Raw genomic sequence first — 23,246 nt, forward strand, 5'->3', positions numbered from 1 at the left:
TCGGGTGCCAATGAGCGAGAACGAGGATCCGAAGCCATCACCCAGCAATTCGGGCGACGGCTGGCGGGTCCTGTCCTACTTGATCGGCGGTGTCGTGGTGTACGGCGGCATCGGGTTCGGGCTGGATCGCTTGTTCGGCACCCAGTTCCTGGTCCTGATCGGCATCGTCCTCGGTGCCGGGCTGACCATCCTGTTGCTGCACTTCCGGTACGGAAAGTCCTAGCCCCCACAGGGTCTGGCGCGATCCGCACCTGGTCTGACGTTGTTGACCGCCATGCCCTGAGCCGCCCTGCCCTTGCCTACAAGGCGTCCGACTTGAGCACGACGCGAGAGGAGACCCGGTGACCGCCGGCGTTCCGACCGAGTTCATCGCACCCGGTCCCCAGAGCTTCGACACCCCGCCGATCATCGACGGCGTGGACTGGTTCACCAAGCCTGTGCTGGTGGCCGCGCTGTCCGTCGTGGTGATCGTCTGGTTCTTCTGGGGTGCGTCCCGCAAATCCGCGATCGTTCCGAGCAAGCTCCAGTTCGCGGGCGAGCTCGGGTACAACTTCGTCCGCAACTCGATCGCCCGCGACGCGATCGGCAGCGCCGAGTACCTGAAGTACGTGCCGTACCTGACCGGCCTGTTCTTCTTCATCCTGCTGAACAACGTCGCCGCGACGATCCCGCTGATCCAGTTCCCGACCTTCAGCCACGTCGGCTGGGCGTACGTGGCCGCGATCATGAGCTGGGTCATCTACAACGCGGTCGGGATCAAGAAGAAGGGCCTGTGGGGCTACTTCAAGCACCAGACGATGCCGGCCGGTGTGCCGCTCTGGCTGATGCCGCTGATGATCCCGATCGAGTTCATCTCGAACATCCTGGTCCGCCCGGTCTCGCTGAGCCTGCGGTTGTTCGCCAACATGTTCGCCGGCCACATCCTGCTGCTGGTGTTCGTGCTCGGCGGTGAGTACATGGTGTTCGAGACCGGGAACATCGCGCTCGGCGGCGTCGGTGTCATCACGTTCATCATGGGCATCGCGATCGCCGCGCTGGAGCTGTTCGTCCAGTGCATCCAGGCCTACATCTTCGTCGTCCTGACCGCGCAGTACATCGGCAGCGCGATCTCCGACGAGCACTGAGCAGTACCACCGCACCATCCCTAGACCCGTAGTAAACGGACACCGGATTTCGATCCGTACCGAAAGGAAGCACTGCACATGAGCAACATCGCTCTCGCGCTCTCCGGCAACATCGCGGTCCTCGGCTACGGCCTCGCCGCAATCGGCCCGGGCGTCGGCGTCGGTCTGATCTTCGCCGCTGTCATCAACGGCACCGCGCGTCAGCCCGAGGCGCAGAACAAGCTGCAGTCGATCGCGTGGATCGGCTTCGGCGTGACCGAGGTCCTCGCGATCATCGGTATCGCCCTGGCCTTCGTCTTCCGCACCCCCTGATCATTTCCTTCTGACTGACAGGACCCAGACATGACGACGTTGGTGCTACCACTGACCGAAGCGGCGGGCGAGCAGACCAATCCTCTGCTGCCGCACACGCCTGAGATCATCTTCGGTTTCGTCTTCCTGGTCCTGCTGGCCATCGCCTTCGCCAAGGTCGTCGTACCGCGCTTCGAAAAGGCTTACGCCGACCGGACCGCGGCGATCGAAGGCGGGATGGAAGATGCCAAGCGGGCCCAGGCCGAGGCGAAGGCGGCTTTGGACAAGTACAACGCGCAGCTGGCGGAAGCTCGCCAGGAGGCTGCGAAGATCCGCGAGGACGCCCGCGAGCAGGGTGCCCAGATCATCGCGGAGATGCGGGAGCAGGCGAACGTCGAGGCCGAGCGGATCGTCACCCACGCCCGGACCCAGATCGACGCCGAGCGCACCCAGGCGGTCGCGTCGCTGCGCAGCGAGGTCGGCACCATGGCGACCACGTTGGCCGGCCGGATCGTCGGCGAATCGCTCGAGGACGAGGCGCGGCAGCGTCGTACGGTCGAGCGCTTCCTGGCCGACCTGGAGGCCTCGGAGTCGGCTCGCCAGGCCGTCGGAACGGACGGCTGATGCGCGGCGCGTCGAGAGAATCACTCGCCCGGGCCGAGGAGGCCCTGGCGGGTGTGACCCCGGCCGAGGGACTCGGCGGGGAGCTGTTCGCGGTGGCCCGGCTGCTCGACGGCAGCGGCGCGCTCCGGCGCGCCCTGACCGACCCGGCCCGCCCCCGGGACGCCAAGGCGTCGCTGGTGCGGCAGTTGCTCGGCAGTCAGATCTCCGCCCAGGCGCTGGAGATCCTGACCGCCGCGGTGACCGGTCGCTGGGTCAGCGGCCGGGACCTGGGCGACGCGCTGGACCAGTTGAGCGTCGAGGCCGACGTCGCGTACGCCGACAACCAGCGCAGGCTGGACGAGGTCGAGGACGAGCTGTTCCGCCTCGACCGGGTGGTCAGCGCCGAGCGCGATCTGGCCGACAAGCTCAGCGACCGCAGGATTCCGGTCAACCACCGCCAGGAGCTGCTCGGTGGGCTGCTGCAGGGCAAGGCCGACCCCACCACCGTGCGGCTGGCCGAGCGTGCGGTGGACGGCCGTGGCCGCAGCTTCGCGGCGTCGATGCGCGCGTACCAGGTCGCTGCGGCGGCCCGGCGCAACGCCAGCATCGCGACCGTGCGAGTGGCCGCTCCACTGACCGAGATGGAGCGCAGCCGGCTCGCCGCCGCGCTCGGACGCCAGTACGGCCGGGACATCCAGCTGAACGTGATCGTCGATCCTGAGGTGGTCGGCGGCGTACGGGTGGACATCGGCGACGAAGTGATCGACGGAACCATCGCGGCCAGGCTTGACGAAGCGCAACGGCGCATCGCGGGCTAACCGCCCTTAACGACATACAGCGGCGCTAGGGGTCGGGAAAGCCTTTAGAGCCACAACAGGCCAGCAGGGTCAAAGGAAGCAGGAAGCACAATGGCTGAGCTCACGATCAGGCCGGAGGAGATCCGGGACGCACTGGACCGGTTCGTCAACGAGTACGAGCCGGACGACGCGTCCCGCGAAGAGGTCGGCACCGTGGTCGACGCGGGTGACGGCATCGCGCACGTCGAGGGCCTGCCCTCGGCGATGACGAACGAACTGCTCCGGTTCGAGGACGGTACCGAGGGCATCGCGCTGAACCTCGACGTTCGCGACATCGGTGTCGTCATCCTCGGTGAGTACGACGGTGTCGAGGAGGGCCAGCAGGTCCACCGGACCGGCAAGATCCTCTCGGTGCCCGTCGGCGAGGGCTACCTCGGCCGCGTCGTCGACCCGCTGGGCAAGCCGATCGACGGCCTCGGCGAGATCAAGGACCTCGAGGGCGAGCGCGCGCTGGAGATCCAGGCGGCCGGCGTGATGCAGCGCCAGGAGGTCCGGCAGCCGCTGCAGACCGGCATCAAGGCCATCGACGGCATGATCCCGATCGGTCGCGGCCAGCGGCAGCTGATCATCGGCGACCGCAAGACCGGTAAGACGGCCATCGCGGTCGACACGATCATCAACCAGAAGGCCAACTGGGAGTCCGGCGACCCGGAGAAGCAGGTCCGCTGCGTCTACGTGGCGATCGGCCAGAAGGGCTCGACGATCGCGTCCGTCCGCGGCGCGCTCGAAGAGGCCGGCGCGATGGAGTACACCACCATCGTCGCCGCCCCGGCGTCGGACCCGGCCGGCTTCAAGTACGTCGCGCCGTACACCGGCTCGGCCATCGGCCAGCACTGGATGTACCAGGGCAAGCACGTCCTGATCGTGTTCGACGACCTGACCAAGCAGGCCGAGGCGTACCGCGCGATGTCGCTGCTGCTGCGCCGCCCGCCGGGCCGCGAGGCCTACCCGGGTGACGTCTTCTACCTGCACAGCCGTCTGCTCGAGCGCTGCGCGAAGCTGTCCGACGAGCTCGGCGCCGGCTCGATGACCGGCCTGCCGATCATCGAGACCAAGGCCAACGACGTCTCGGCGTTCATCCCGACCAACGTCATCTCGATCACCGACGGGCAGATCTTCCTGCAGTCGGACCTGTTCAACGCCAACATCCGCCCGGCCATCGACGTCGGTATCTCGGTCTCCCGGGTCGGCGGCGCCGCGCAGGTCAAGGGCATGAAGAACGTGTCCGGCTCGCTGAAGCTCGACCTGGCCCAGTTCCGCGCGATGGAGGCGTTCGCGATGTTCGCCTCTGACCTCGACGCGACCTCTCGTCGCCAGCTCGACCGGGGTCAGCGGCTGGTCCAGCTGCTCCGTCAGCCGCAGTACTCGCCGTACCCGGTGGAGGAGCAGATCGTCTCCATCTGGTCCGGTACGACGGGCAAGTTCGACGACGTCCCGGTGGACGACATCCTGCGCTTCGAGCGGGATTTCCTGGAGTACCTGCGGCGCGACAGCAAGGTTCTCGACAGCATCCGTGAGACCGGCCTGTTCGACGACGACTCGGCCCAGGCCGTGACCGAGGCGCTGAACGCGTTCAAGCCGACGTTCCAGACCTCCGAGGGCACGCTGCTCGGCACCGAGGCCGAGGCCGTGGCGATGGACCAGGACGACGTCGAGCAGGAGCAGATCGTCAAGCAGAAGCGGGGCTGATCCAGCATGCCAGCCAGTCTGCGGGAGCTTCGCGAGCGTCGGGCCTCGGTCTCGACGATCAAGAAGCTCACCCGCGCGATGGAGCTCATCGCGGCGTCCCGGATCGTCAAGGCGCAGCAACGCGCCCAGGCGGCCGGTCCGTACGCGCGTGAGCTCACCCGAGCCGTGTCGGCGGTGGCGACGTTCTCGAACGTCGACCACCCGCTGACCACCGAGAAGCCGAACCCACGGCGCGCCGCGGTGCTGCTGATCACGTCCGACCGCGGTCAGGCCGGGGCCTACTCGGCCAACGTGATCCGCGAGGGCGAGCGCCTGAACCAGCTGCTGCGCGAAGACGAGAAAGAGATCGTCCCCTACGTCAGCGGCCGCAAGGGTCTGGCCTTCTACACCTTCCGTCAGCGCGACGTCGCGCAGTCGTGGACCGGTGACTCCGACGCGCCGTCGTTCGCCCGGGCCCGGGAGATCGCCGACGCGTTGATCGAGCGGTTCCTGACGCCGACCGAGGAGGGTGGTGTGGACGAGATCCACATCGTCTTCACCCGGTTCGTCTCCATGCTGACCCAGCGCCCGGACGTGATCCGGTTGCTGCCGCTGGAGGTCGTCGAAGGCGAAGAGGCACCGGCGACCGACGACGTGCTACCGCTGTACGAGTTCGAGCCGTCCGCCGAGGAGGTCCTCGACGGGCTGCTGCCGAAGTACGTCGCCAGCCGGATCCACTACTGCATGCTGCAGGCGGCGGCCTCCGAGCTGGCCAGCCGGCAGCGGGCGATGAAGTCCGCGACCGACAACGCGCAGGACCTGATCGAAAGCCTGACCCGGGACTTCAACCAGGCCCGCCAGGCCCAAATCACCCAGGAAATCAGCGAGATCGTCGGTGGCGCGAGTGCGCTGGCCGACGCGAACGCCGGAAGCGAGTGAGAGAGATGACTGCCACGGTTACCGAGAAGAACAACGAGGCCGGCGCCCACGGCGTCGGTCGCGTCGCCCGGGTGATCGGCCCGGTCGTCGACGTCGAGTTCGCGGCCGACACGATGCCCGACATCTACAACGCGCTCGAGGTGGACATCACCTTGGGCGACGTCACCACGACGATCACCCTCGAGGTCGCGCTGCACGTCGGCGACAACATCGTCCGGGCGATCTCGATGAAGCCCACCGACGGCCTGGTCCGCGGTGCCGAGGTGCGCGACACCGGCGCGGCGATCTCCGTGCCGGTCGGCGACGTCACCAAGGGCCGGGTCTGGTCCGTGACCGGCAAGTGCCTGAACCAGGACGAGTCCGAGTTCGAGATCGCCGAGCGCTGGCCGATCCACCGCAAGGCGCCGGCCTTCGACCAGCTCGAGTCCAAGACCGAGATGCTCGAGACCGGTATCAAGGTGCTCGACCTGCTCACGCCGTACGTGCAGGGTGGAAAGATCGGTCTGTTCGGCGGTGCGGGTGTCGGCAAGACCGTTCTGATCCAGGAGATGATCTACCGGATCGCCCACAACTTCGGTGGTACGTCGGTGTTCGCCGGCGTCGGGGAGCGGACCCGTGAGGGCAACGACCTGATCACCGAGATGGAAGAGGCCGGCGTCTTCAAGGACACCGCGCTGGTCTTCGGCCAGATGGACGAGCCGCCGGGCACGCGTCTTCGCGTCGCACTGTCGGCGCTGACGATGGCGGAGTACTTCCGCGACGTGAAGGAGCAGGACGTACTGCTCTTCATCGACAACATCTTCCGGTTCACCCAGGCCGGTTCCGAGGTCTCCACGCTGCTCGGCCGGATGCCGTCGGCCGTTGGTTACCAGCCGAACCTCGCCGACGAGATGGGCGTACTGCAGGAGCGGATCACGTCGACCCGGGGTCACTCGATCACCTCGATGCAGGCGATCTACGTCCCGGCCGACGACTACACCGACCCGGCGCCGGCGACGACGTTCGCCCACCTCGACGCGACCACCGAGCTCTCCCGCACGATCGCGTCGCGTGGTCTGTACCCGGCCGTCGACCCGCTGACCTCGACGTCGCGGATCCTCGACCCGCAGTACATCGGCCAGGAGCACTACGACGTGGCCGTCCGGGTGAAGCAGATCCTGCAGAAGAACAAGGAACTGCAGGACATCATCGCCATCCTGGGTGTCGACGAGCTCTCCGAAGAGGACAAGATCACCGTCGCGCGGGCGCGCCGGATCGAGCAGTTCCTCTCCCAGAACACCTACATGGCGGAGAAGTTCACCAACATCCCGGGTTCGACGGTCCCGCTGAAGGAGACCATCGAGTCGTTCAAGAAGATCACCGAGGGCGACTACGACCACGTCGCCGAGCAGGCGTTCTTCAACGTGGGCTCGCTCGACGACGTCGACCGCAAGTGGGCCGAGCTGCAGAAGGAAAACTGATGGCTGACCACTTGGAGGTGGCGCTCGTCGCCGCCGAGCGGACGGTCTGGCAGGGTCAGGCGAAGATCGTCATCGCCCGGACGACGGACGGCGATGTCGGGATCCTGCCCGGCCACGCGCCGCTGCTCGGGCTGCTGCAGGGTGGCACCGTCCAGGTGCGGACCGTCGACGACGAGTACTTCGTCGCGGCCGCGCCGGACGGCTTCATCTCGGTGGCGCACAACCGGGTCTCGATCCTGGCCGAGAACGCCGAGATGGGTCACGACATCGACCTCGAACAGGCGCGTCGCGATCTCGAGGAAGCCCTCGCGACCGGGACCGACAGCGACGAGGAGCTCGACGAGGTGCGGCTGCAGGAGGCTCGCGTCCGGGCCGCCGAGCAGACGGCGTAACCTCACCTGCCATAATTGAACAGCGTCACTGACAGTACGGTTCTCCGGCGGTGCCCGGGGCCGAACCTGGGCACCGGGCAGTACCGAATCGTTGGGAAGGTCGGCAAAGTATGGGAACAGTCCTCGATGGTGTCGGGGTCTGTTTGCTTGCCGCCGTACTGCTGATCGTCGTCTTCGCGCTCCGCCGTCGCTGGTTGTCCAGGGACGGCGGAACGTTTGATTGCAGCCTCCAACTGGCCGAGAAGGACCACGGCCGCGGCTGGGCGCTGGGCCTGGCCCGCTACGTCGGCGACGACCTCCAGTGGTTCCGCGTCTTCAGCCTCGCCTGGTGGCCGAAACTGGTCGTCAACCGCCGCCAACTGGAAGGCATCACCACCCGCCGCCCCATGGGCAACGAGCCCCTGGTGACCTACGCCGGCCACGTCATAGTCGACGCCAACCTAGGCACCCGAACAGTCCACTTCGCCATGACCGAAGAGGCCCTCACCGGAGTCCTCGCCTGGATGGAATCCGCCCCACCCAACACCCAGACCTACCTCTGACCCTCACTCCGCTTTCAGGTTGCGGGTGACGACGTCGAGGAGACGGGCGTGGGTTACCGGGTTCGCGGCGGTGATTGTGCCGGGGCCGGTGTGGAGGGGGTTGCCGTGGAGGTCGGTGACTGTGCAGCCGGTGGCTTGGCAGAGGGCGAGGCCTGCGGCGAAGTGGACGTCGCCGCGGAGGTTTCCGTCGGTGATGTAGGCGGCTCGGCGGCCGGCGGCTACCCAGGTCAGGGGGAGGGTTGAGGAGAGGACTCTTGGGGAGAACTCGTCTCTGATCGCCTGATCGGCCAGCAGCCGGGATCCGAGGTAGCCGGCGTCCCTTTTCGCGTCCAGGTTGATCTCGACCAGGAGTGAGTCGGCTGCGGGCGTCATGGGGTGGTCGGTGCCGTTGTGGCGGATCATGGCGGTGGTGCCGTCGGTCCAGAAGATCTCTTGGGAGATGGGGTCGGCTACGGCGGCTGCGGAGGTTTTCTGGTCGATCTGTAGGGCGACGTTGACTGCGAAGAGTGGGGTTTGGGCGGCGAAGTTGAGGGTGCCGCAGAGGGGGTCTACCAGCCAGCGGCGTGTGGCGTCGGAGTTGCCTTGGGTGCCGTACTCCTCGCCCAGGAAGGCATCGGTGGGCCTGGCTTGTCGGATCAGGCCGAGGATCGCCTGTTCGGCCTCGAGGTCCGCGTCGGTTGCGAAGTCTGTCGCTGACTTCTCGTGCCTGCTGACGGCGGCGCCGTACTTAGCTCGTACGACGGCAGCCCCGGCCTCGGCCGCGGCGATGGCTACTTCGACATCGGAGAGCGCATCCACCTCGCCTATCGAACACGAGCCGGGGTCCATCCCGGGCGCGGCCAAAACCAGTGGGGCGTGATCGGCATCCCTGACATGATCGCCGGATGACGACGTTCTTCTTTCGACTGGGCTAGCTCCCGCTGGCCAGTTTGAGGCTGTAGCAGCCCGCGGCTAGCGACGCGGGGGTGGCTGATCCGGCTGCTCTCGAACGCTGCACTGTCACCGGCCTCGAGCGACTGGCCGCCGACGACCTGGTCGAGGCCGGCCATCGGGTGATCGACATCTGCAAACGTCAACTCATCGTCGAACCCAGGTCCGCGGCGATCCTGACCAACCCGCCGCGGCTGGCGGATGACCTGTTTCTGGTCGAGGCCGCCGTACCCGATCCGGGCCAGACCAAGGCCGCACTCGCTGTCTGGCTGGCCAAGATCCTCAACTCCTTGTCGCCGAACCACGCCGCTGAGTTTGCAGTGACAATCATTAACATCGCAACGGAGCGGTGCGCCTAACGGTCCTCGTGTCCGATGATCCGCAAACCCCCGTACTCAGCGACGTCGGTGTCGGGGATGATTCTGCGCGGACTCACGCGACGTCAGCTCGCCTCATCTCGCCCAGGTCGGTGAGGAACTCTTCGACCTCCCCATCGTCGAAGACGCCGTCGCGGGCGAGATCGTCCGAGGAGCGGACTGGGCCGCTGCTCTGGAAGAGCTCGTCCACTGAGGCAACTGTGCCGTGCCGGTTCGAGTGCTCGGCGTTGTCAGCGGTCATAACGTCACCTCCACGATCAGCGGTGTTCCGAGTGTCTCACGTCGCTTGGACAGAATCCTGCAGCTCCGAGGAGCGTGCTCAGCATCCTCCCGAGAGGGGTTGTGGTGGGTAAGGGACAATGGTTGGTGATGACGCTGATTGAGCAAGTGCCGGGGACTGTTGAGCCTGACGATCTGTACGACGCCTTTGCGCGGTGGGTCGGGGAACTGGGGATCTCGTTGTATCCGGCGCAGGAAGAGGCGTTGATCGAGGTGATGATGGGATCGAACGTGATCCTGTCGACGCCGACCGGGTCCGGGAAGAGCCTGGTCGCCACCGGGGCGCACTTCGCGGCCCTCGCGAACGGGCAGCGCACGTTCTACACCGCGCCGATCAAGGCGCTCGTGTCCGAGAAGTTCTTTGCGCTGTGTGATGTCTTCGGCGCGGACAAGGTCGGCATGCTCACCGGGGACGCGTCGGTGAACGCCGGCGCCCCGATCATCTGCTGTACGGCGGAGGTCCTGGCGAACATCGCCTTGCGGGAAGGCTCCGCGGCCGATGTCGGTCAGGTCGTGATGGACGAGTTCCACTTCTACTCCGAGCCCGATCGAGGCTGGGCCTGGCAGGTGCCGCTGCTGGAGCTGCCGAATGTGCAGTTCATCCTGATGTCCGCGACGCTCGGCGACGTCGAGCGGTTCAAGATCGACCTGTCCCGGCGGACCGGTCGTGCCACCGCCGTGGTCTCGTCAGGTGAGCGGCCGGTGCCGCTGGTCTACAAGTACGTGACGAGCCCACTGCACGAGACGCTCCAAGAGCTGCTCGTGACGAACCAGGCTCCGGTGTACGTCGTGCACTTCACCCAGGCCTCCGCGTTGGAACGGGCGCAGGCGCTGACCAGCATCAACGTGTGCACGAAGGAAGAGAAAGACAAGATCAAGGAGCTGATCGGGCATTTCCGGTTCGGCTCGGGATTCGGCCGGACTTTGCAGCGGCTTGTCATGCACGGCATCGGCGTCCACCACGCGGGCATGCTGCCCAAGTACCGCCGGTTGGTCGAGCAGTTGGCGCAGGCCGGTTTGCTCAAGGTCATCTGCGGTACCGACACGCTCGGCGTCGGCATCAACGTCCCGATCCGGACCGTCGTGCTGACCGCGCTGAGCAAGTACGACGGGCGCCGGCAGCGGATCCTGAAGGCGCGTGAGTTCCACCAGATCGCGGGCCGGGCCGGCCGGGCCGGATACGACACCTCGGGCACGGTCGTGGTCGAAGCGCCGGACCATGTGATCGAGAACGTCAAGGCGATGGCCAAGGCGGGTGACGATCCGAAGAAGCTGCGCCGGGTCCAGAAGAAGAAGCCGCCGGAGGGCTTCGTCACCTGGGGTGAAGACACCTTCGACCGGTTGGTCGCGGCCGAGCCCGAGCCGCTGCAGTCGCGGATGCGGGTCAGCCACGCGATGCTGCTGAACGTGATCGCGCGCGACGGCGACGCGTTCGCCAGCATGCGGCAGCTGCTGCAGGACAACCACGAGGACTCGAAGGCGCAGCTCCGGCTGATCCGGCGGGCGATCCAGATCTATCGCACGCTGCTGACCGCCGGGGTGGTCGAGCGCCTCGACGAGCCCGACGAGTTCGGCCGGTCGTTGCGGTTGACCGTCGACCTGCAGAAGGACTTCTCGCTGAACCAGCCGCTGTCCACCTTCGCCCTGGCGGCGCTGGATCTGCTCGACCCCGAGGATCCGCTCTACGCGCTCGACGTGGTGTCGGTGGTCGAGGCCACGTTGGAGGACCCCCGCGCGGTCCTGCTCGCGCAACTGCACCACGCCAAGGGCGAGGCCGTCAGTGGGATGAAGGCCGACGGCATCGAGTACGAGGAGCGGATGGAGCTGCTCGACGAGATCACCTACCCGAAGCCGCTCGAGGAATTGCTCGAGGCGACGCTGGAGATCTATCGCCAGACCCACCCGTGGATCGCCGAGGCCGGGTTGTCGCCGAAGTCGGTGGTCCGGGACATGTTCGAACGGGCGATGACGTTCGGCGAATTCATCCAGTTCTACGGTCTCGCCCGCTCCGAAGGCATCGTCCTGCGCTATCTCAGCGACGCCTACAAGGCACTGCGGCAGACCGTCCCACCGGACAAGGTGAACGAGGACCTGACCGACCTGATCGAGTGGCTCGGCGAAGTGGTCCGGCAGACCGACTCCAGCCTGCTCGACGAATGGGAGGAGTTGACCAACCCGACCGACGAGCCCCAGGCCGAGGTAGCGCCGGCCGGACCGCGCCGGATCACCTTGAACACCAGGGCTTTCCGCGTGCTCGTCCGCAATGCGATGTTCCGCCGGGTGGAGCTGCTCGCACGCCACCGCTGGGCCGAGCTGGGCCAACTCGACGCCGACGCGGGCTGGGACGCCGGCCGCTGGGCCGAAGCCGGTACGGCGTACTACGCCGAGCACGATGTGGTCAACACCGGCCCCGCCGCCCGAGGCCCCGCTCTCTTCATGGTCGAGGAGCACCCCGGCTACTGGGAAGTCCAGCAGATCATCGACGACCCCGACGGCAACCACGACTGGCGCATCAGCGCCTCGGTCGACCTCGCCGCCTCCGACGAAGCCGAGGAGCTCGTCCTCGAGCTCGCCTCGTTCAAACCCCTGTAGGCCAGTCAACATCGACCTCAGCCTCGGCTTCGTAGTCCACTCCCGGTACGTCGAAGCCGTACAGCCGGCGCACTTCGGCGAAGAACCACGCGGTGTCCGCCACCGCCGACAGGTTCTCCTGGGTCGCGGAGTCCCACTGGGCCCGAACCGCGGCCTGCACGTCGTCAGCCAGCTCCCAGCGGTCCAGGCGGATCCGGCCGTCGTCGTCCAGGTCCAGCGGCTGCTCGCCGGTCAGCTGGTCCCACAGCGTGATCGACTGCTGGACGGGAGTCCGCAGACCGTCGCCGAGCACGTTGTGGAGCAGGCTCACGTACAGCCCGATCCCGGGGATCGCTGAGGATGCCTGGGTGACGGCTGCGCCGTTCACCGAGGTCATCGCCGGTACGCCGTTCTTGCTCAGCGTCAGCGCGGTCTGCTCGAGGTCCGCCTTCGCTGCGCCGATCGAGCCCTGCCGGTAGATCGGACCGGTGATCTCGGAGCCGATGTAGGTGAGCGCGACCGTGTTGAACCCCGGTTTGAGCAGCTCGCGCTCCTGCAGCGCAGCCACCCAGCGGGCCCAGTCCTCGCCGCCCATCACCTTGACGGTCTGGGCGATCTCGTCGTCCGAGGCAACCTCGATCCCGACCTCCTGCAGGACGGGCTCGCCGTCGTCGAACGCGAGGCTCTTCGTGGTGTGGGCAGCACCGATCGCCTTGATCGCGGACTGGTAGGTCTCGCCGTTGCGCGGATCGACCCGACGCGGTGCGGCCACGCTGTAGATCAGGTGGTCGATCCCACCGAACTTGTCGGCGATCAGCTCGAGCACCTCGGTCTTGGTGGTGTCGGCGAAGGCGTCCGCATTGATCCAGTGGAAGTCGCGGCCGAGCTCCTTCGCCAGCGCGGCGGTCTCCGCGGTCCGGTACCACCCAGCGGTCGCTGTCCGCCGCCCCGGGCCTTTCTCGAACGACACCCCGACCCCGTCGATCCCATACCGCGCGAGGCCGGCGATCGTCGTCGCCAGCCCGTACCCGGAGCTTGACCCGATCACGAGCGCCGTCCGGCGGTCCGTCGTACGGTGGGGGACCTGTGCTGACAGGTCGCGGACGACCTGGGCACATCCGGCCGGATGCGAGTCCAGGAAGAGGAATCCACGGCCCACTGGCTTGACTACGCGCTCGCTCATGTCGATGACCCTAACCCGCGAAAACCCCGGAAAAGGTCAGAGTGCCGGAAGAATGCCGGAAGAAGTCCGGGTCAGTTCCAGTACAGTTCCGCGTCGTCCGGCTCGACGGTGACGTCGGCGCCGAGGCGGCGCAGGTTGCCGGCGAAGTCGGTGTAGCCGCGGTGAACGTGATGCGCGGCCGACACCAGCGTCTCACCCTCGGCCGCGAGACCGGCGAGCACGAGGGCCGCGCCCGCGCGGATGTCGGAGGCGACGACAGGAGCGCCGGACAGCCGCGGTACGCCGCGAACCACGGCGTGATGCCCGTCGGTCTGGATCTGCGCCCCGAGCCGGGTCAGCTCCTGCGCGAACGTGAACCGTCCCTCGAAGAGATTCTCCGTCACCATCGCCGCGCCGTCGCTCAACGCGTTCAGGGCGATCACGAACGCCTGCAAGTCGGTGGCGAAGCCTGGATAGGGGAGCGTCACGACATCCACGGGCTTCGGCCGGTCGTGCATCCGGACCCGGAAGCCCTGCTCCAGCACGGTGATCTCGGCGCCGGCCTTGTGCAGCTTGTCCAGCGGCAGCTCGAGGTGCCCGGCGTGGCCGTTCGTGATCGTGATGTCGCCTTTGGTGATCGCCGCCGCGAACGCCCAGCTCCCGGAGACGATCCGGTCCGGGACCACGACGTGGTCGACCGGTTTCAGCAGTCCGCTCACGCCGGTCACCTCGATCCGCGGTGTACCGGCGCCGTCGATCTGGGCGCCCATCTCGACCAGCATCTGCGCGATGTCCTGGATCTCGGGCTCACGGGCGGCGTTCTCGATGATCGTCGTACCGCGGGCCAGCACCGCGGCCATCATGATCGTCTCGGTCGCGCCGACGCTCGGGAAGTCCAGCCAGACCTCGGCGCCGGTCAGCCCCTGCGGCGCCTCGGCGATCACGAAACCGTGCTCGATGTGGACTTTCGCGCCCATCGCCTCCAGCCCCGCGACGTGCATGTTCAGCCCGCGGGAGCCGATGTTGTCGCCACCCGGCAGCGCCACCTCCGCCTTGCCGCAGCGGGCCAGAATCGGTCCGAGCACCGAGATCGAGGCCCGAAGCTTGCGCACCAGCTCGTAGTCGCACTGGTAGCCGATCTCACCCGGTACGGCGATGGTCGCGGTGTTCTGCTCCGCGTCGACCTTGACCGAGCAGCCGAGCGTGTCCAGCAGCTGAGCCATGAACGTGACGTCCAGGATGCTCGGCACCTGCCGCAGCGTCGTCGTCCCCTCGGCCAGCAGGGCCGCCGCCATCAGCTTGAGCACACTGTTCTTCGCCCCGGCGACCTCTACCGCCCCAACGAGGCGTGCCTCACCTGCGATCCGAAACCGTTCCACCGCACGACTGTAGCGTTCGACGGTCCCGGCCTTTGCGTAGAGTCCTGGCATGGCTGTGAACTTGACGCGGATCTACACCCGCACCGGTGACGCTGGCGAGACCCGCCTGGGCGACAACTCCACGACGTCGAAGACCGATCCGCGGCTGGCGGCGTACGGCGAAGTGGACGAGGCGAACTCGACGATCGGCGTGGCGATCGCGGCCGGACATCTGAACAGCACGATCGTGGTGCTGCTCACGCGGATCCAGAACGACCTCTTCGACGTCGGCGCGGACCTGTGCAACCCGATCTCGCCCGATCCGGAGTATCCGCCGCTGCGCATCACGCAGGAGTACATCGACCGCCTCGAGGGCTGGTGCGACGACTACAACGGCCGCCTGACCAAGCTGCGCTCGTTCATCCTGCCCGGTGGCACCGAGGGCGCCGCCTACCTGAACGTCGCCCGCACAGTGGTCCGCCGGGCCGAGCGCGCCGGCTGGGCCGCAGTCGAGGCGCACGGCCCATCGGTCAACCTGCTCGCGCTCACGTACCTCAACCGCCTGTCCGACCTGCTCTTCATCCTCGGCCGAGTCGCGAACCTCTCCTCCGGCGGTGACGTCCTCTGGGTCCCGGGTGGGGAGCGGACGTCCTAGCCCAGCTCCCAGTTCAGCGGCATCCGCAGCAGCCCGGCTGGCGGCAGGCCCAGAGCGCTGTAAAGGCCGCTCGCGAGGCCGTCCAGCGTCAACGGCTGCGCCGACACAGCCAAGTCGTCAGTAGTCGCCGGCGGACGCAGTTGGTCGAGCAGATTGCGATGCGGCGCGGTCGTCAACGAGATCTCGTCGCGGTCCAGACCGGCCCGGTTACACGCGAGCGTCAGCGCATGCTGGAACCCGCCGAGCTCGTCGACCAGCTTGCGCTCATGCGCGTCCGCACCCGTCCAGACCCGGCCGCGCGCCAGCGCTTCCAACTCATCGAACGGTAGACCGCGGTCCTGAGCCGCTTTGGCGACGAAGTCCTGGTAGATGCGGTCGAGTGTCTCCTCCAGCCGCGCCCACTGGTCGTCCGTGAACTCCTCCTGCGCCGAGTACATCCGCGCGTTCGCACCCTCCGACACAGCCTGCTGCGAGATCCCGATCCGCGACAGCGCATCGCGTACGACGCCTTTACCGGTCAGCACCCCGATCGAGCCAGTGATCGTGCCCGGCTGCGCGACGATCACATCGGCCGGCATCGCGACGAAGTACCCACCAGACGCCGCCACACCGCCCATCGACGCGATCACGGGCCGACCTGTCGCACGAAGACGCAGCACCTCGTTGCGGATCGCATCGGACGCGACATACGACCCACCCGGGCTGTCCACCCGCAGTACGACGGCCTTCACGCGATCGTTCTCGGACACGGACCGCAGTGCGGCGCCGACGGTGTCCGACCCTGACCCCGGTCCACCCATCGGGCTGCTCGAGTTGCGACCGACAGTGATGCCACCCGAGACCCGCACCACCGCGACCAGCGGCCGAGCCGGCCAGGGGAGGCGCCGGCGAACCTCATCGAGAGTCCGCGGACCACGCCGGATATAGCGCTCGGCCAACAGCCGCTCGTCATAGGCGAGCTGCTTTGACAGGTCGTCGTACACATCAGACCGGTATCCGAGCCGGTCGACGAGTCCCGCGTCCAGACCGGCCTGTGCGGGCAGCGGTGCGCTGTCCACGAGCTCACGGACGCGTGCGGGATCCAGACGTCGTCGTACGGCGATTCCCTCGACGATCTGTTCGTACGCCGACTCCGCCAGCCGCGACGCCATCTCGCGCGCCGGACCGGTCATCTCCTTCTCGGTGAACGTGTCCACGGCGGTCTTGTACTCACGCCGCTTGCCGAACTGCGGGATCACCCCGGCCTTGTCGAGTGCACCGCGGATGAAGGTCGCCTGCACCGAAACACCCGTGATTCCAAGGTCTCCGGAGGGCTGCACCCAGATCTCGTCGAATGCGGTGGCCAGGTAGTACGGGACTGTCCCGTGACTGGTCTCGCCGAACGACTCTGTCCACGCGACCGCCAGCTTCCCCGACGTACGGAAATCGGCGACTGCCTCGCGCAGATCCTGCACTTGGGCCAGCGACAGCCGCTGTCCGCCCAGATGCGCCACCACGCCGACAACGGAGTCGTCGCGGCCACCCTTGCGCAGGGCCGCCACCAGCTCACGCAGCGTCGGCAGATGGCGTGCGCGGAACGCCGCCACCGGGGATGAGGGCGGCGTCTCGAGTACGCCGCGGGTCAGGTCCAGCTCCAGCAGAGTGCCCATACACCGACCCTAGACGCTGCCCGCAAGGCCTACCTGATGGCTGGGGACGGTGGTGTCGGCTTCTCGTCGGTCCAGCCGGACTCGAGCACGACCGTCGACGCGACCTTGGGCCCGTACGACGAGCTCAGCAGGCGGCCGGTGCCCGCGTCGATGATGTACGAGGCGCCGTCCGCGGCCAGGAAGGTCTTGCCATCGCTCGGCTTCATCCGGTCGGCCGACAGCGTGACCTCGGTTCCGACCCGGCCGAGCGGGTCCTTCACCCCAGTACGGATCTGGATACCTGGCAGAGCCGCCAGCACGCGCAGTGCGGCGCCCCGGAGCTTCGGCGGCGACGGCATCTCGAACAGCAGCCGTCCGGCCGCGTCGAAGATCGTGAAGTCGCGCTGCTCCGGCCCTGCATCCCCGGCGAGGACTGCGGCGAGTTTGACCGGGTCAGTGGGGAGTGCGGCGATTTGCTGTGCGCTAAGGGGTTTGACGCCGGTCAGGTAGTAGCCGGGAGGGACGTCCTTGAACGACATCTTGTTCACCACCGGCTCCTCGTCGGAGGTGCTGATCGGGGTTACCTCGTAGGGGAGCTGCCACGTCGTCGGCGAGCCCTGGGCGCGCCACTTGGCCGCGTCCGCCGGTGTCGCCGGCCGGTAGCCGAGCCGCACCCACCCGAACCACGACTCGACCCCCGGCGTCATCGGCATCCAGCTCTCGCTGATCCCGCGCCGTTCGAGCGTGTATTTCGGACTCCCCACCCGCGTGGTCGCGTTCACCTGCAGGCTCCGGACCCGGAAATACTTCCCGGAGACCTTCTCGTTCACCTCCTGGTGCACGGCCGCCGCGATCAGCACCTGAGCTGCCGTCATCAACCGCGGTGGTGTTGTCGGTGTCACCACACTCGGCCCGGACTGGTCACCATCCCGACCCCCGACCAGCAACGCGCCCCCCAGACCCACGACTGCGACCACTGAGGTCGCCACTGTCACCGCGGTCCCCACCCAAACGAACCGATTGCGCGGCTTCGTCACCTTGGTCTCGCGGATCAGCTCCTCGACCTGCTGCCGAGCGGCAGCCGCCGCCTCGGGGGTCGGCCCGTCCTGCTCCGGAAACGCGCGCCGGAGGGCTTCGAAGTCGTTCATCGGGCATCCTCGGCGGTGAAGTCGGTGAGATTGGCGCGGACGGTACGGCGGGCGCGGGACAGGCGCGAGCAGACCGTGCCGTACGCGATCCCGAGTGCCGCCGCGACCTCGTCGTACGTCAGGTCTCCGAGCGCCACGAGCAGCAGGACCTCGCGGTCCTTGGTGCTGAGCTTGGCGAGCGCGGCGGCGAGCTCGCGACTCGCTCCCTGCGCTGTGACCTGCGCGGCGATCCGGTCGTCGGGTGCGCTCGCAGGGACCGGCAGCGGCAGTTTCGCGATCGCACGCCAGGCCCGGACCTCGTCGCGGCGGTGCCGGCGGATCAGATTCGTCGCGATGCCGTACAGCCAGGCCCGCACGACCCCGTGCCGCCGGTCGAACTTCGCCCGCTGCCGGAACGCGATCAGGAACGTCTCCGCGGCCAGGTCGTCCGCGATGTCGGTCCCCAGCCGGCGGGCGACGTACCCGCGCACCTGTCCGAAGTACCGGTCGAAGATCACCGTGAAGCGATCCGGCTCCCGCACGGATGCCTCCAGCGCCAGGCCGTCTGCATCAGCGGAGGCAGGTAGCGGCCGCCCGGGAAACCCAAGGGTCGCCAAGGCCAGGTCGGGCGTCATCGAGCTCCTCACGTCTGATGATGTGCCGGTCGGCTCACCCTGTTCTTGTCCGATGTCCCCAGCACCCTTCTCGCTACCCCGATCAGCCCCGAGCTGCCGCGATAACGACGCGCGAGAGCGCTCCCGGGAGGACAGGGAGAGGGCGCAAATCAGGAGGCGTCGAGGAGTCCGCGGGCGGCGAGCTCGTCCTTCGGCCAGACGTAGACGCTCCAGCCGTCCTTCGTCCGGGCCGCGGTCGCCTTGATGCCGAAGTCCTTGAGCTTCGACACGGCGACGCGGGCCTCGTTGTACGTGCCGACCGTGGCGATGTCGATCAGCAGACCGAACGCGTCCCGCTCGGCCGGGCGGTCGTCGACGCGGCGAACCAGCGACCCGCCCTTGGCCTTCGAGAAGGCCCAGCGGCACAGCAGTACCATCAGTCCGGCCAAGGCGATGGCCACCAGCGGAAAGACGAAGTACTCCTGACCGACCACGCACACTATTGTCTCGCGAAAGAAAAGATCTCGAGACCTTGGCAACCTTCCGTGTCGCCAGGGAGTCTTTACCAACACAAACGCTGCCATGCGGCCGATGACTCGGGGGCCGCCAGAGAGCGGAGGGCACGGACATGCTCGCACCGACCCCGGTAGCACCGGACAACATCGTTCACCTCACCGGAATCCTGGACGTGCGCACGGTCGGCGATGTCCGCCAGACCCTCAACCAGCTGATCGACACCTCCGTCGGCGACGTCTTCGTCGACCTGGAATCGGTCGATGCCGTCGACGCGACCGGCCTCGGCCTGCTGGTCGCCACCCACCGCCGGACGCAGTCGCTCGGCCGTCAGCTCGTGCTCTGGCACCCGATGCCGTCGGTGGTCCGGATCCTCGCGGTCACCCGGCTGCACCGCATCCTGCACGTCGAACGCAGCGGCCTCCCGATCACCGCGTGATGTGATCCATACCCCTCGTGACACCCATCACGAGGTAGCGACTCACAACCGCACACAGTCCTACTCTCGGGTACATGGACCGACCATGGGTGATGCGGACGTACGCCGGCCACTCGTCGGCGGCGGAGTCCAACGCGTTGTTCCGGCGGAACCTGTCCAAGGGCCAGACCGGACTGTCGGTCGCGTTCGACCTCCCGACCCAGACCGGGTACGACGCGGACCACCCGCTGGCCAAGGGTGAGGTCGGGAAGGTCGGCGTACCGATCGCGCATCTCGGCGACGTTCGGGCCCTGTTCGACCAGATCCCGCTCGCGCGGATGAACACGTCGATGACGATCAACGCGACCGCGATGTGGTTGCTGGCGCTCTACCAGGTCGCCGCGCAGGAGCAGGGCGCGCTGCCGGACGAGCTGACCGGTACGACGCAGAACGACATCGTCAAGGAGTACCTGTCCCGGGGGACATACGCGTTCCCGCCGGAGGCGTCGCTGCGGCTGACAACCGATGTGATCGCTTACACGGTCGCCACCGTGCCCAAGTGGAACCCGATCAACATCTGCAGCTATCACCTGCAGGAGGCCGGGGCGACGCCCGTACAGGAGCTCGCGTTCGCGCTGTCGACGGCGATCGCCGTGCTGGATCGGGTCCGCGATTCTGGGCAGGTGCCGGCGGAGCGGTTCGGTGAGGTGGTCCAGCGGATCTCGTTCTTCGTGAACGCCGGGGTGCGGTTCATCGAGGAGACCTGCAAGATGCGTGCGTTCGTCCAGTTGTGGGACGAGCTGACGCTGGAGCGGTACGGCGTGACGGACGCGAAGGCCCGGCGGCTGCGGTACGGCGTCCAGGTCAACTCGCTGGGGTTGACCGAGGCGCAGCCGGAGAACAACGTGCAGCGGATCGTGCTCGAGATGCTCGGAGTCACGCTGTCGAAGAACGCCCGGGCGCGGGCCGTGCAGTTGCCGGCCTGGAACGAGGCGCTCGGGTTGCCGCGGCCGTGGGACCAGCAGTGGTCGTTGCGGATGCAGCAGGTACTGGCCTACGAGTCCGATCTGCTCGAGTACGACGACATCTTCGACGGATCGCACGTGATCGCGGCGAAGGTGTCCGAGCTGGTGGACGGCGCGCGTGCCGAGATCGACCGCGTTCAGGCGATGGGTGGTGCCGTTGCCGCGGTGGAGACTGGCTATCTGAAGCAGGCCCTGGTCGCGTCGCATGCCGAACGGCGGCAGCGGATCGAGTCCGGTGAGCAGGTTGTCGTCGGGGTGAACAAGTTCGAGAACACCGAGCCATCGCCGCTCACCGCTGATCTGGACGCCGCGATCCAGACCGTTGACCCCGCGGCTGAGTCGGCCGCACTGGCCTCGTTGCTCCGGTGGCGCGCCGAGCGGGACACGACCGCCGTCGAGGCCGCGTTGGGCAAGCTGCGTGCAGTCGCGAAGACCACCGACAACCTGATGCCCGTCACCCTGGAGTGCGCCCGCGCGGGCGTGACGACGGGGGAGTGGGCGGGAGTGCTGAGGGAGATGTACGGCGAGTACCGCGCACCGACCGGGGTGTCCGGATCGGTTGGTGTGTCCGGGGGTGGTGAAGCGATTGCCGCCGTACGGGCGAAGGTCGCGGCGACCTCGGATGAGCTTGGCGGCCGGTTGCGGTTCCTGGTCGGCAAGCCCGGGCTCGACGGTCACTCGAACGGCGCCGAACAGGTCGCGGTCCGCGCCCGCGACGTCGGCTTCGAGGTGATCTACCAGGGCATCCGGCTGACGCCCGAACAGATCGTCGCCGCCGCTGTCGCCGAAGATGTCCACTGCGTCGGCCTGTCCATCCTGTCGGGCTCCCACATGGAACTAGTGCCTCAAGTAGTCAAAGGCCTCCGGGCCGCCGGCCTGGAAGACGTCCCCGTCGTCGTCGGCGGCATAGTCCCCGAAGCCGACGCCAACGCGCTCCTCACCACTGGAGTAGCCGCTGTCTACACGCCCAAGGACTACGACCTCACCGGCATGATGTCGAACGTCGTCGACGTCATCCGCCACGCCAACAAGCTTTAGCGGCGTGGTAGAAGGGGGACATGACGGTGAACAACTCGCAGGAGACTCTGACGCTCTCGACCGGCGCATCGATTCCGGTGTTCGGGCTGGGGGTTTGGCAGGCCAAGGACGGCCACGAGACCCAGCAGGCGGTGGAGTGGGCGTTGGAGATCGGCTACCGGCTGATCGACACGGCACAGGCCTACCAGAACGAGGCCAGTGTGGGACGGGCGATCCGCAGCAGCGGCGTCCCGCGGGACGAAATCTTCCTCACGACGAAGTTCTACCCGGGGAACAAGGACCCGCGCGCCGAGGCGGAGAGGAGCCTCGAGCGGCTCGACACCGACTACCTCGACCTCTACCTGATCCACTGGCCGCAGGGTGGGCCGACCTGGGCCTGGCCCGGGATGGAGGCGGCCGTCGAAGGCGGCCTGACCAAGGCCATCGGCATCTCGAACTTCAGCGCCGCCGAGCTCCAGGAGTTGATGAAGGTCAGCCAGATCCAGCCGGCCGTGAACCAGATCCAGTTCAGCCCGTTCGAGTACCGCGCCGCGCTGCTCGAGGCGTGCAACGAGGCGGGCGTGGTCGCCGAGGCGTACAGCCCGCTCGGCACCGGCCGGCACCTCGACAACCCGACTGTCACTCGCATCGCTGCCGCGACCGGCCGCACCCCGGCTCAGGTCCTCATCAGGTGGGCGCTCCAGAAGGGGCTGACGGTCATCCCCAAGTCCACCCACCGCGAGCGCATCGAGGAGAACTTCGCGGTCTTCGACTTCGAACTCGACGCCGACTCGGTCGCCGCTCTGGACGCTCTCGACACCACCGGCAAGACCGCCGCGGCCCTCGAAGGCAAGTGGTGGTCCTGAGTTGTGAAGGTGTTTCTGTCCACTGACATGGAGGGGACCGCCGGGGTTGTCGACTGGGGTCAGGTCCGCGGTCCGGGTCAGGAGTACGAGTACTACCGCGGTCAGTTGCAGGCCGAGGTCAACGCGGCGATCGACGGCGCGATGGCGGCCGGTGCGACCGAGTTTCTCGTCAACGACTCACACTCGACGATGCAGAACCTGCGTCCCGACGAGCTGCACGGTCGCGCCGGCTACCTGTCCGGACGGCACAAACCGGCGTACATGATGGAAGGTCTCGATCCGTCCTTCGATGCGGTCTTCTTCGTGTCGTACCACGGTTCGGCCGGCGCAACGGCGTCGGTGCTTCCGCATACCTACAATCCGCGGGCGATCGCCGAAGTGCGGCTGAACGGCACGGTGACCGGTGAGGCCGGGATCAACGCGCTCGTCGCGCTGGCCCACCGGGTTCCCGTCGTACTGATCTCGGGCGACACGGTCACGATCGACGAGGCGCTGCCGTTCTGCCCTGGGGTAGAACCGGTCGTGGTCAAGGAGTCGATCTCGCACAACGCCGCCTCGTCCGTGCATCCGGAGACGGCACGCGAGCTGATCCGGGACGGTGCTCAACGGGCGCTCGAGCGGCTGAGCACCTTTCAGCTTCCGGCGATCGCGCAGCCGGCCGAGCTGACGGTCCGCTTCCACAGCAACGCGTTCGCGGAGCTGGTGTCCGGACTTCGCGGCGTCGAGCAACAGGACGACAGGATCGTTGCCATGCGCAACGATGATCCCCGGGAACTCTTCCGCACCTTCATCACCGCCGTCTACCTGACCAGGGGCGTGAGCGAATAACA

25 protein-coding genes are annotated in these 23,246 nt (G+C 67.4%); 17 read left to right on the forward strand and 8 right to left on the reverse strand.

Annotated elements, in window-relative coordinates:
* Positions 1 to 10: 10 nt before the first annotated feature.
* From ACWF4Z_RS06970 to ACWF4Z_RS07015, 10 genes are all read left to right on the forward strand, one after another.
* Entirely contained in the window at positions 11 to 223 is a 213-nt protein-coding gene (locus tag ACWF4Z_RS06970) for an AtpZ/AtpI family protein (RefSeq protein ID WP_452242022.1), read from the forward strand.
* A gap of 118 nt (positions 224 to 341) precedes the next feature.
* Entirely contained in the window at positions 342 to 1,124 is a 783-nt protein-coding gene (gene atpB / locus ACWF4Z_RS06975) for a F0F1 ATP synthase subunit A (RefSeq protein WP_452242023.1), read from the forward strand.
* 78 nt (positions 1,125 to 1,202) lie between these two features.
* Positions 1,203 to 1,436 carry an ATP synthase F0 subunit C gene (atpE, locus tag ACWF4Z_RS06980; RefSeq protein WP_452242024.1) on the forward strand — a complete coding sequence of 78 codons (234 nt, stop codon included), beginning with the start codon at positions 1,203 to 1,205 and terminating at the stop codon, positions 1,434 to 1,436.
* Between the two features lie 30 nt (positions 1,437 to 1,466).
* Positions 1,467 to 2,039, forward strand: a complete 573-nt coding sequence (locus ACWF4Z_RS06985) for a F0F1 ATP synthase subunit B (RefSeq protein WP_452242025.1) — start codon at positions 1,467 to 1,469, stop codon at positions 2,037 to 2,039.
* On the forward strand, positions 2,039 to 2,836 hold the full coding sequence (locus ACWF4Z_RS06990) for a F0F1 ATP synthase subunit delta (protein ID WP_452242026.1): 798 nt from the start codon (positions 2,039 to 2,041) through the stop codon (positions 2,834 to 2,836). Before ACWF4Z_RS06985 ends, ACWF4Z_RS06990 begins: the two co-directional genes overlap by 1 nt.
* Positions 2,837 to 2,926: 90 nt before the next feature.
* Positions 2,927 to 4,564, forward strand: coding sequence for a F0F1 ATP synthase subunit alpha (atpA, locus tag ACWF4Z_RS06995; RefSeq protein ID WP_452242027.1), 1,638 nt, complete (start codon positions 2,927 to 2,929; stop codon positions 4,562 to 4,564).
* Positions 4,565 to 4,570: 6 nt separating this feature from the next.
* Positions 4,571 to 5,482 (forward strand): F0F1 ATP synthase subunit gamma, encoded by a 912-nt coding sequence (locus tag ACWF4Z_RS07000; protein WP_452242028.1) that lies wholly within the window; start codon positions 4,571 to 4,573, stop codon positions 5,480 to 5,482.
* Between the two features lie 5 nt (positions 5,483 to 5,487).
* The gene (gene atpD, locus ACWF4Z_RS07005; RefSeq protein ID WP_452242029.1) at positions 5,488 to 6,942 is read left to right on the forward strand and encodes a F0F1 ATP synthase subunit beta; all 1,455 of its coding nucleotides are present in this window, start codon (positions 5,488 to 5,490) and stop codon (positions 6,940 to 6,942) included.
* On the forward strand, positions 6,942 to 7,334 hold the full coding sequence (locus ACWF4Z_RS07010; RefSeq protein WP_452242030.1) for a F0F1 ATP synthase subunit epsilon: 393 nt from the start codon (positions 6,942 to 6,944) through the stop codon (positions 7,332 to 7,334). The genes atpD and ACWF4Z_RS07010 overlap by 1 nt, the downstream gene beginning before the upstream one ends.
* 110 nt (positions 7,335 to 7,444) lie before the next feature.
* A complete protein-coding gene (locus ACWF4Z_RS07015) occupies positions 7,445 to 7,876 on the forward strand; it encodes a DUF2550 domain-containing protein (RefSeq protein ID WP_452242031.1) in 432 nt (143 codons plus the stop codon).
* Positions 7,877 to 7,879: 3 nt separating this feature from the next.
* On the opposite strand, the gene ACWF4Z_RS07020 is transcribed toward ACWF4Z_RS07015, so the two are convergent.
* Positions 7,880 to 8,674 (reverse strand): inositol monophosphatase family protein, encoded by a 795-nt coding sequence (locus ACWF4Z_RS07020; protein WP_452242032.1) that lies wholly within the window; start codon positions 8,672 to 8,674, stop codon positions 7,880 to 7,882.
* A 167-nt stretch (positions 8,675 to 8,841) separates the two neighbouring features.
* Here ACWF4Z_RS07020 and ACWF4Z_RS07025 point away from each other — a divergent pair, with 167 nt between their 5' ends.
* A complete protein-coding gene (locus ACWF4Z_RS07025; RefSeq protein ID WP_452242033.1) occupies positions 8,842 to 9,165 on the forward strand; it encodes a hypothetical protein in 324 nt (107 codons plus the stop codon).
* Positions 9,166 to 9,238: 73 nt separating this feature from the next.
* Here ACWF4Z_RS07025 and ACWF4Z_RS07030 read toward each other — a convergent pair whose 3' ends face one another.
* Complete coding sequence (locus tag ACWF4Z_RS07030) at positions 9,239 to 9,424, reverse strand: hypothetical protein (RefSeq protein ID WP_452242034.1); 186 nt, start codon at positions 9,422 to 9,424, stop codon at positions 9,239 to 9,241.
* Positions 9,425 to 9,552: 128 nt separating this feature from the next.
* Between ACWF4Z_RS07030 and ACWF4Z_RS07035 the strand changes: the two genes are divergently transcribed.
* On the forward strand, positions 9,553 to 12,054 hold the full coding sequence (locus ACWF4Z_RS07035; protein ID WP_452242035.1) for a DEAD/DEAH box helicase: 2,502 nt from the start codon (positions 9,553 to 9,555) through the stop codon (positions 12,052 to 12,054).
* Here the strand turns inward: ACWF4Z_RS07035 and fabV are convergent.
* Together fabV and murA are read right to left on the reverse strand one after the other, a co-directional pair.
* Complete coding sequence (gene fabV, locus ACWF4Z_RS07040; protein WP_452242036.1) at positions 12,041 to 13,216, reverse strand: enoyl-[acyl-carrier-protein] reductase FabV; 1,176 nt, start codon at positions 13,214 to 13,216, stop codon at positions 12,041 to 12,043. The genes ACWF4Z_RS07035 and fabV overlap by 14 nt on opposite strands.
* A gap of 71 nt (positions 13,217 to 13,287) precedes the next feature.
* The gene (gene murA, locus ACWF4Z_RS07045) at positions 13,288 to 14,574 is read right to left on the reverse strand and encodes a UDP-N-acetylglucosamine 1-carboxyvinyltransferase (RefSeq protein WP_452242037.1); all 1,287 of its coding nucleotides are present in this window, start codon (positions 14,572 to 14,574) and stop codon (positions 13,288 to 13,290) included.
* A gap of 49 nt (positions 14,575 to 14,623) precedes the next feature.
* Between murA and ACWF4Z_RS07050 the strand changes: the two genes are divergently transcribed.
* The gene (locus tag ACWF4Z_RS07050; protein WP_452242038.1) at positions 14,624 to 15,208 is read left to right on the forward strand and encodes a cob(I)yrinic acid a,c-diamide adenosyltransferase; all 585 of its coding nucleotides are present in this window, start codon (positions 14,624 to 14,626) and stop codon (positions 15,206 to 15,208) included.
* On the opposite strand, the gene sppA is transcribed toward ACWF4Z_RS07050, so the two are convergent.
* The 4 genes from sppA to ACWF4Z_RS07070 form a co-directional block, all read right to left on the reverse strand.
* Positions 15,205 to 16,857: a signal peptide peptidase SppA gene (gene sppA / locus ACWF4Z_RS07055; protein WP_452242039.1), complete on the reverse strand. Its 1,653-nt coding sequence runs from the start codon at positions 16,855 to 16,857 to the stop codon at positions 15,205 to 15,207. The two genes, ACWF4Z_RS07050 and sppA, sit on opposite strands and share 4 nt — an antisense overlap.
* A 29-nt stretch (positions 16,858 to 16,886) precedes the next feature.
* Entirely contained in the window at positions 16,887 to 17,984 is a 1,098-nt protein-coding gene (locus ACWF4Z_RS07060; protein ID WP_452242040.1) for a CU044_5270 family protein, read from the reverse strand.
* The gene (locus tag ACWF4Z_RS07065) at positions 17,981 to 18,598 is read right to left on the reverse strand and encodes an RNA polymerase sigma factor (protein WP_452242041.1); all 618 of its coding nucleotides are present in this window, start codon (positions 18,596 to 18,598) and stop codon (positions 17,981 to 17,983) included. The genes ACWF4Z_RS07060 and ACWF4Z_RS07065 overlap by 4 nt, the downstream gene beginning before the upstream one ends.
* Positions 18,599 to 18,747: 149 nt before the next feature.
* Complete coding sequence (locus ACWF4Z_RS07070; protein ID WP_452242042.1) at positions 18,748 to 19,071, reverse strand: hypothetical protein; 324 nt, start codon at positions 19,069 to 19,071, stop codon at positions 18,748 to 18,750.
* 134 nt (positions 19,072 to 19,205) lie between these two features.
* On the opposite strand from ACWF4Z_RS07070, the gene ACWF4Z_RS07075 reads away from it, so the two are divergent.
* The 4 genes from ACWF4Z_RS07075 to ACWF4Z_RS07090 all read left to right on the forward strand — a co-directional run bounded on the left by ACWF4Z_RS07075 (position 19,206) and on the right by ACWF4Z_RS07090 (position 23,244).
* Positions 19,206 to 19,529: an STAS domain-containing protein gene (locus tag ACWF4Z_RS07075; RefSeq protein WP_452242043.1), complete on the forward strand. Its 324-nt coding sequence runs from the start codon at positions 19,206 to 19,208 to the stop codon at positions 19,527 to 19,529.
* Between the two features lie 74 nt (positions 19,530 to 19,603).
* A complete protein-coding gene (locus tag ACWF4Z_RS07080) occupies positions 19,604 to 21,571 on the forward strand; it encodes a protein meaA (RefSeq protein WP_452242044.1) in 1,968 nt (655 codons plus the stop codon).
* A gap of 20 nt (positions 21,572 to 21,591) precedes the next feature.
* Positions 21,592 to 22,416: an aldo/keto reductase gene (locus tag ACWF4Z_RS07085; RefSeq protein ID WP_452242045.1), complete on the forward strand. Its 825-nt coding sequence runs from the start codon at positions 21,592 to 21,594 to the stop codon at positions 22,414 to 22,416.
* Between the two features lie 9 nt (positions 22,417 to 22,425).
* A complete protein-coding gene (locus tag ACWF4Z_RS07090) occupies positions 22,426 to 23,244 on the forward strand; it encodes a M55 family metallopeptidase (protein ID WP_452242046.1) in 819 nt (272 codons plus the stop codon).
* Positions 23,245 to 23,246 lie beyond the last annotated feature (2 nt).

This window comes from Kribbella sp. NPDC055071 (assembly GCF_053608045.1).

Excerpts from the sequence above, each read along its gene's own strand:
- ACWF4Z_RS07000 (WP_452242028.1), top strand. The coding sequence starts at position 4,571 with ATGCCAGCCAGTCTGCGGGAGCTTCGCGAGCGTCGGGCCTCGGTCTCG.
- ACWF4Z_RS07050 (WP_452242038.1), top strand. The coding sequence starts at position 14,624 with ATGGCTGTGAACTTGACGCGGATCTACACCCGCACCGGTGACGCTGGC.
- atpE (WP_452242024.1), top strand. The coding sequence starts at position 1,203 with ATGAGCAACATCGCTCTCGCGCTCTCCGGCAACATCGCGGTCCTCGGC.
- ACWF4Z_RS06990 (WP_452242026.1), top strand. The coding sequence starts at position 2,039 with ATGCGCGGCGCGTCGAGAGAATCACTCGCCCGGGCCGAGGAGGCCCTG.
- atpA (WP_452242027.1), top strand. The coding sequence starts at position 2,927 with ATGGCTGAGCTCACGATCAGGCCGGAGGAGATCCGGGACGCACTGGAC.
- ACWF4Z_RS07010 (WP_452242030.1), top strand. The coding sequence starts at position 6,942 with ATGGCTGACCACTTGGAGGTGGCGCTCGTCGCCGCCGAGCGGACGGTC.
- ACWF4Z_RS07075 (WP_452242043.1), top strand. The coding sequence starts at position 19,206 with ATGCTCGCACCGACCCCGGTAGCACCGGACAACATCGTTCACCTCACC.
- ACWF4Z_RS06985 (WP_452242025.1), top strand. The coding sequence starts at position 1,467 with ATGACGACGTTGGTGCTACCACTGACCGAAGCGGCGGGCGAGCAGACC.
- ACWF4Z_RS06970 (WP_452242022.1), top strand. The coding sequence starts at position 11 with ATGAGCGAGAACGAGGATCCGAAGCCATCACCCAGCAATTCGGGCGAC.
- ACWF4Z_RS07085 (WP_452242045.1), top strand. The coding sequence starts at position 21,592 with ATGACGGTGAACAACTCGCAGGAGACTCTGACGCTCTCGACCGGCGCA.
- ACWF4Z_RS07035 (WP_452242035.1), top strand. The coding sequence starts at position 9,553 with ATGACGCTGATTGAGCAAGTGCCGGGGACTGTTGAGCCTGACGATCTG.
- ACWF4Z_RS07065 (WP_452242041.1), bottom strand. The coding sequence starts at position 18,598 with ATGACGCCCGACCTGGCCTTGGCGACCCTTGGGTTTCCCGGGCGGCCG.
- ACWF4Z_RS07015 (WP_452242031.1), top strand. The coding sequence starts at position 7,445 with ATGGGAACAGTCCTCGATGGTGTCGGGGTCTGTTTGCTTGCCGCCGTA.
- ACWF4Z_RS07060 (WP_452242040.1), bottom strand. The coding sequence starts at position 17,984 with ATGAACGACTTCGAAGCCCTCCGGCGCGCGTTTCCGGAGCAGGACGGG.
- atpD (WP_452242029.1), top strand. The coding sequence starts at position 5,488 with ATGACTGCCACGGTTACCGAGAAGAACAACGAGGCCGGCGCCCACGGC.
- fabV (WP_452242036.1), bottom strand. The coding sequence starts at position 13,216 with ATGAGCGAGCGCGTAGTCAAGCCAGTGGGCCGTGGATTCCTCTTCCTG.
- ACWF4Z_RS07080 (WP_452242044.1), top strand. The coding sequence starts at position 19,604 with ATGGACCGACCATGGGTGATGCGGACGTACGCCGGCCACTCGTCGGCG.
- sppA (WP_452242039.1), bottom strand. The coding sequence starts at position 16,857 with ATGGGCACTCTGCTGGAGCTGGACCTGACCCGCGGCGTACTCGAGACG.
- ACWF4Z_RS07030 (WP_452242034.1), bottom strand. The coding sequence starts at position 9,424 with ATGACCGCTGACAACGCCGAGCACTCGAACCGGCACGGCACAGTTGCC.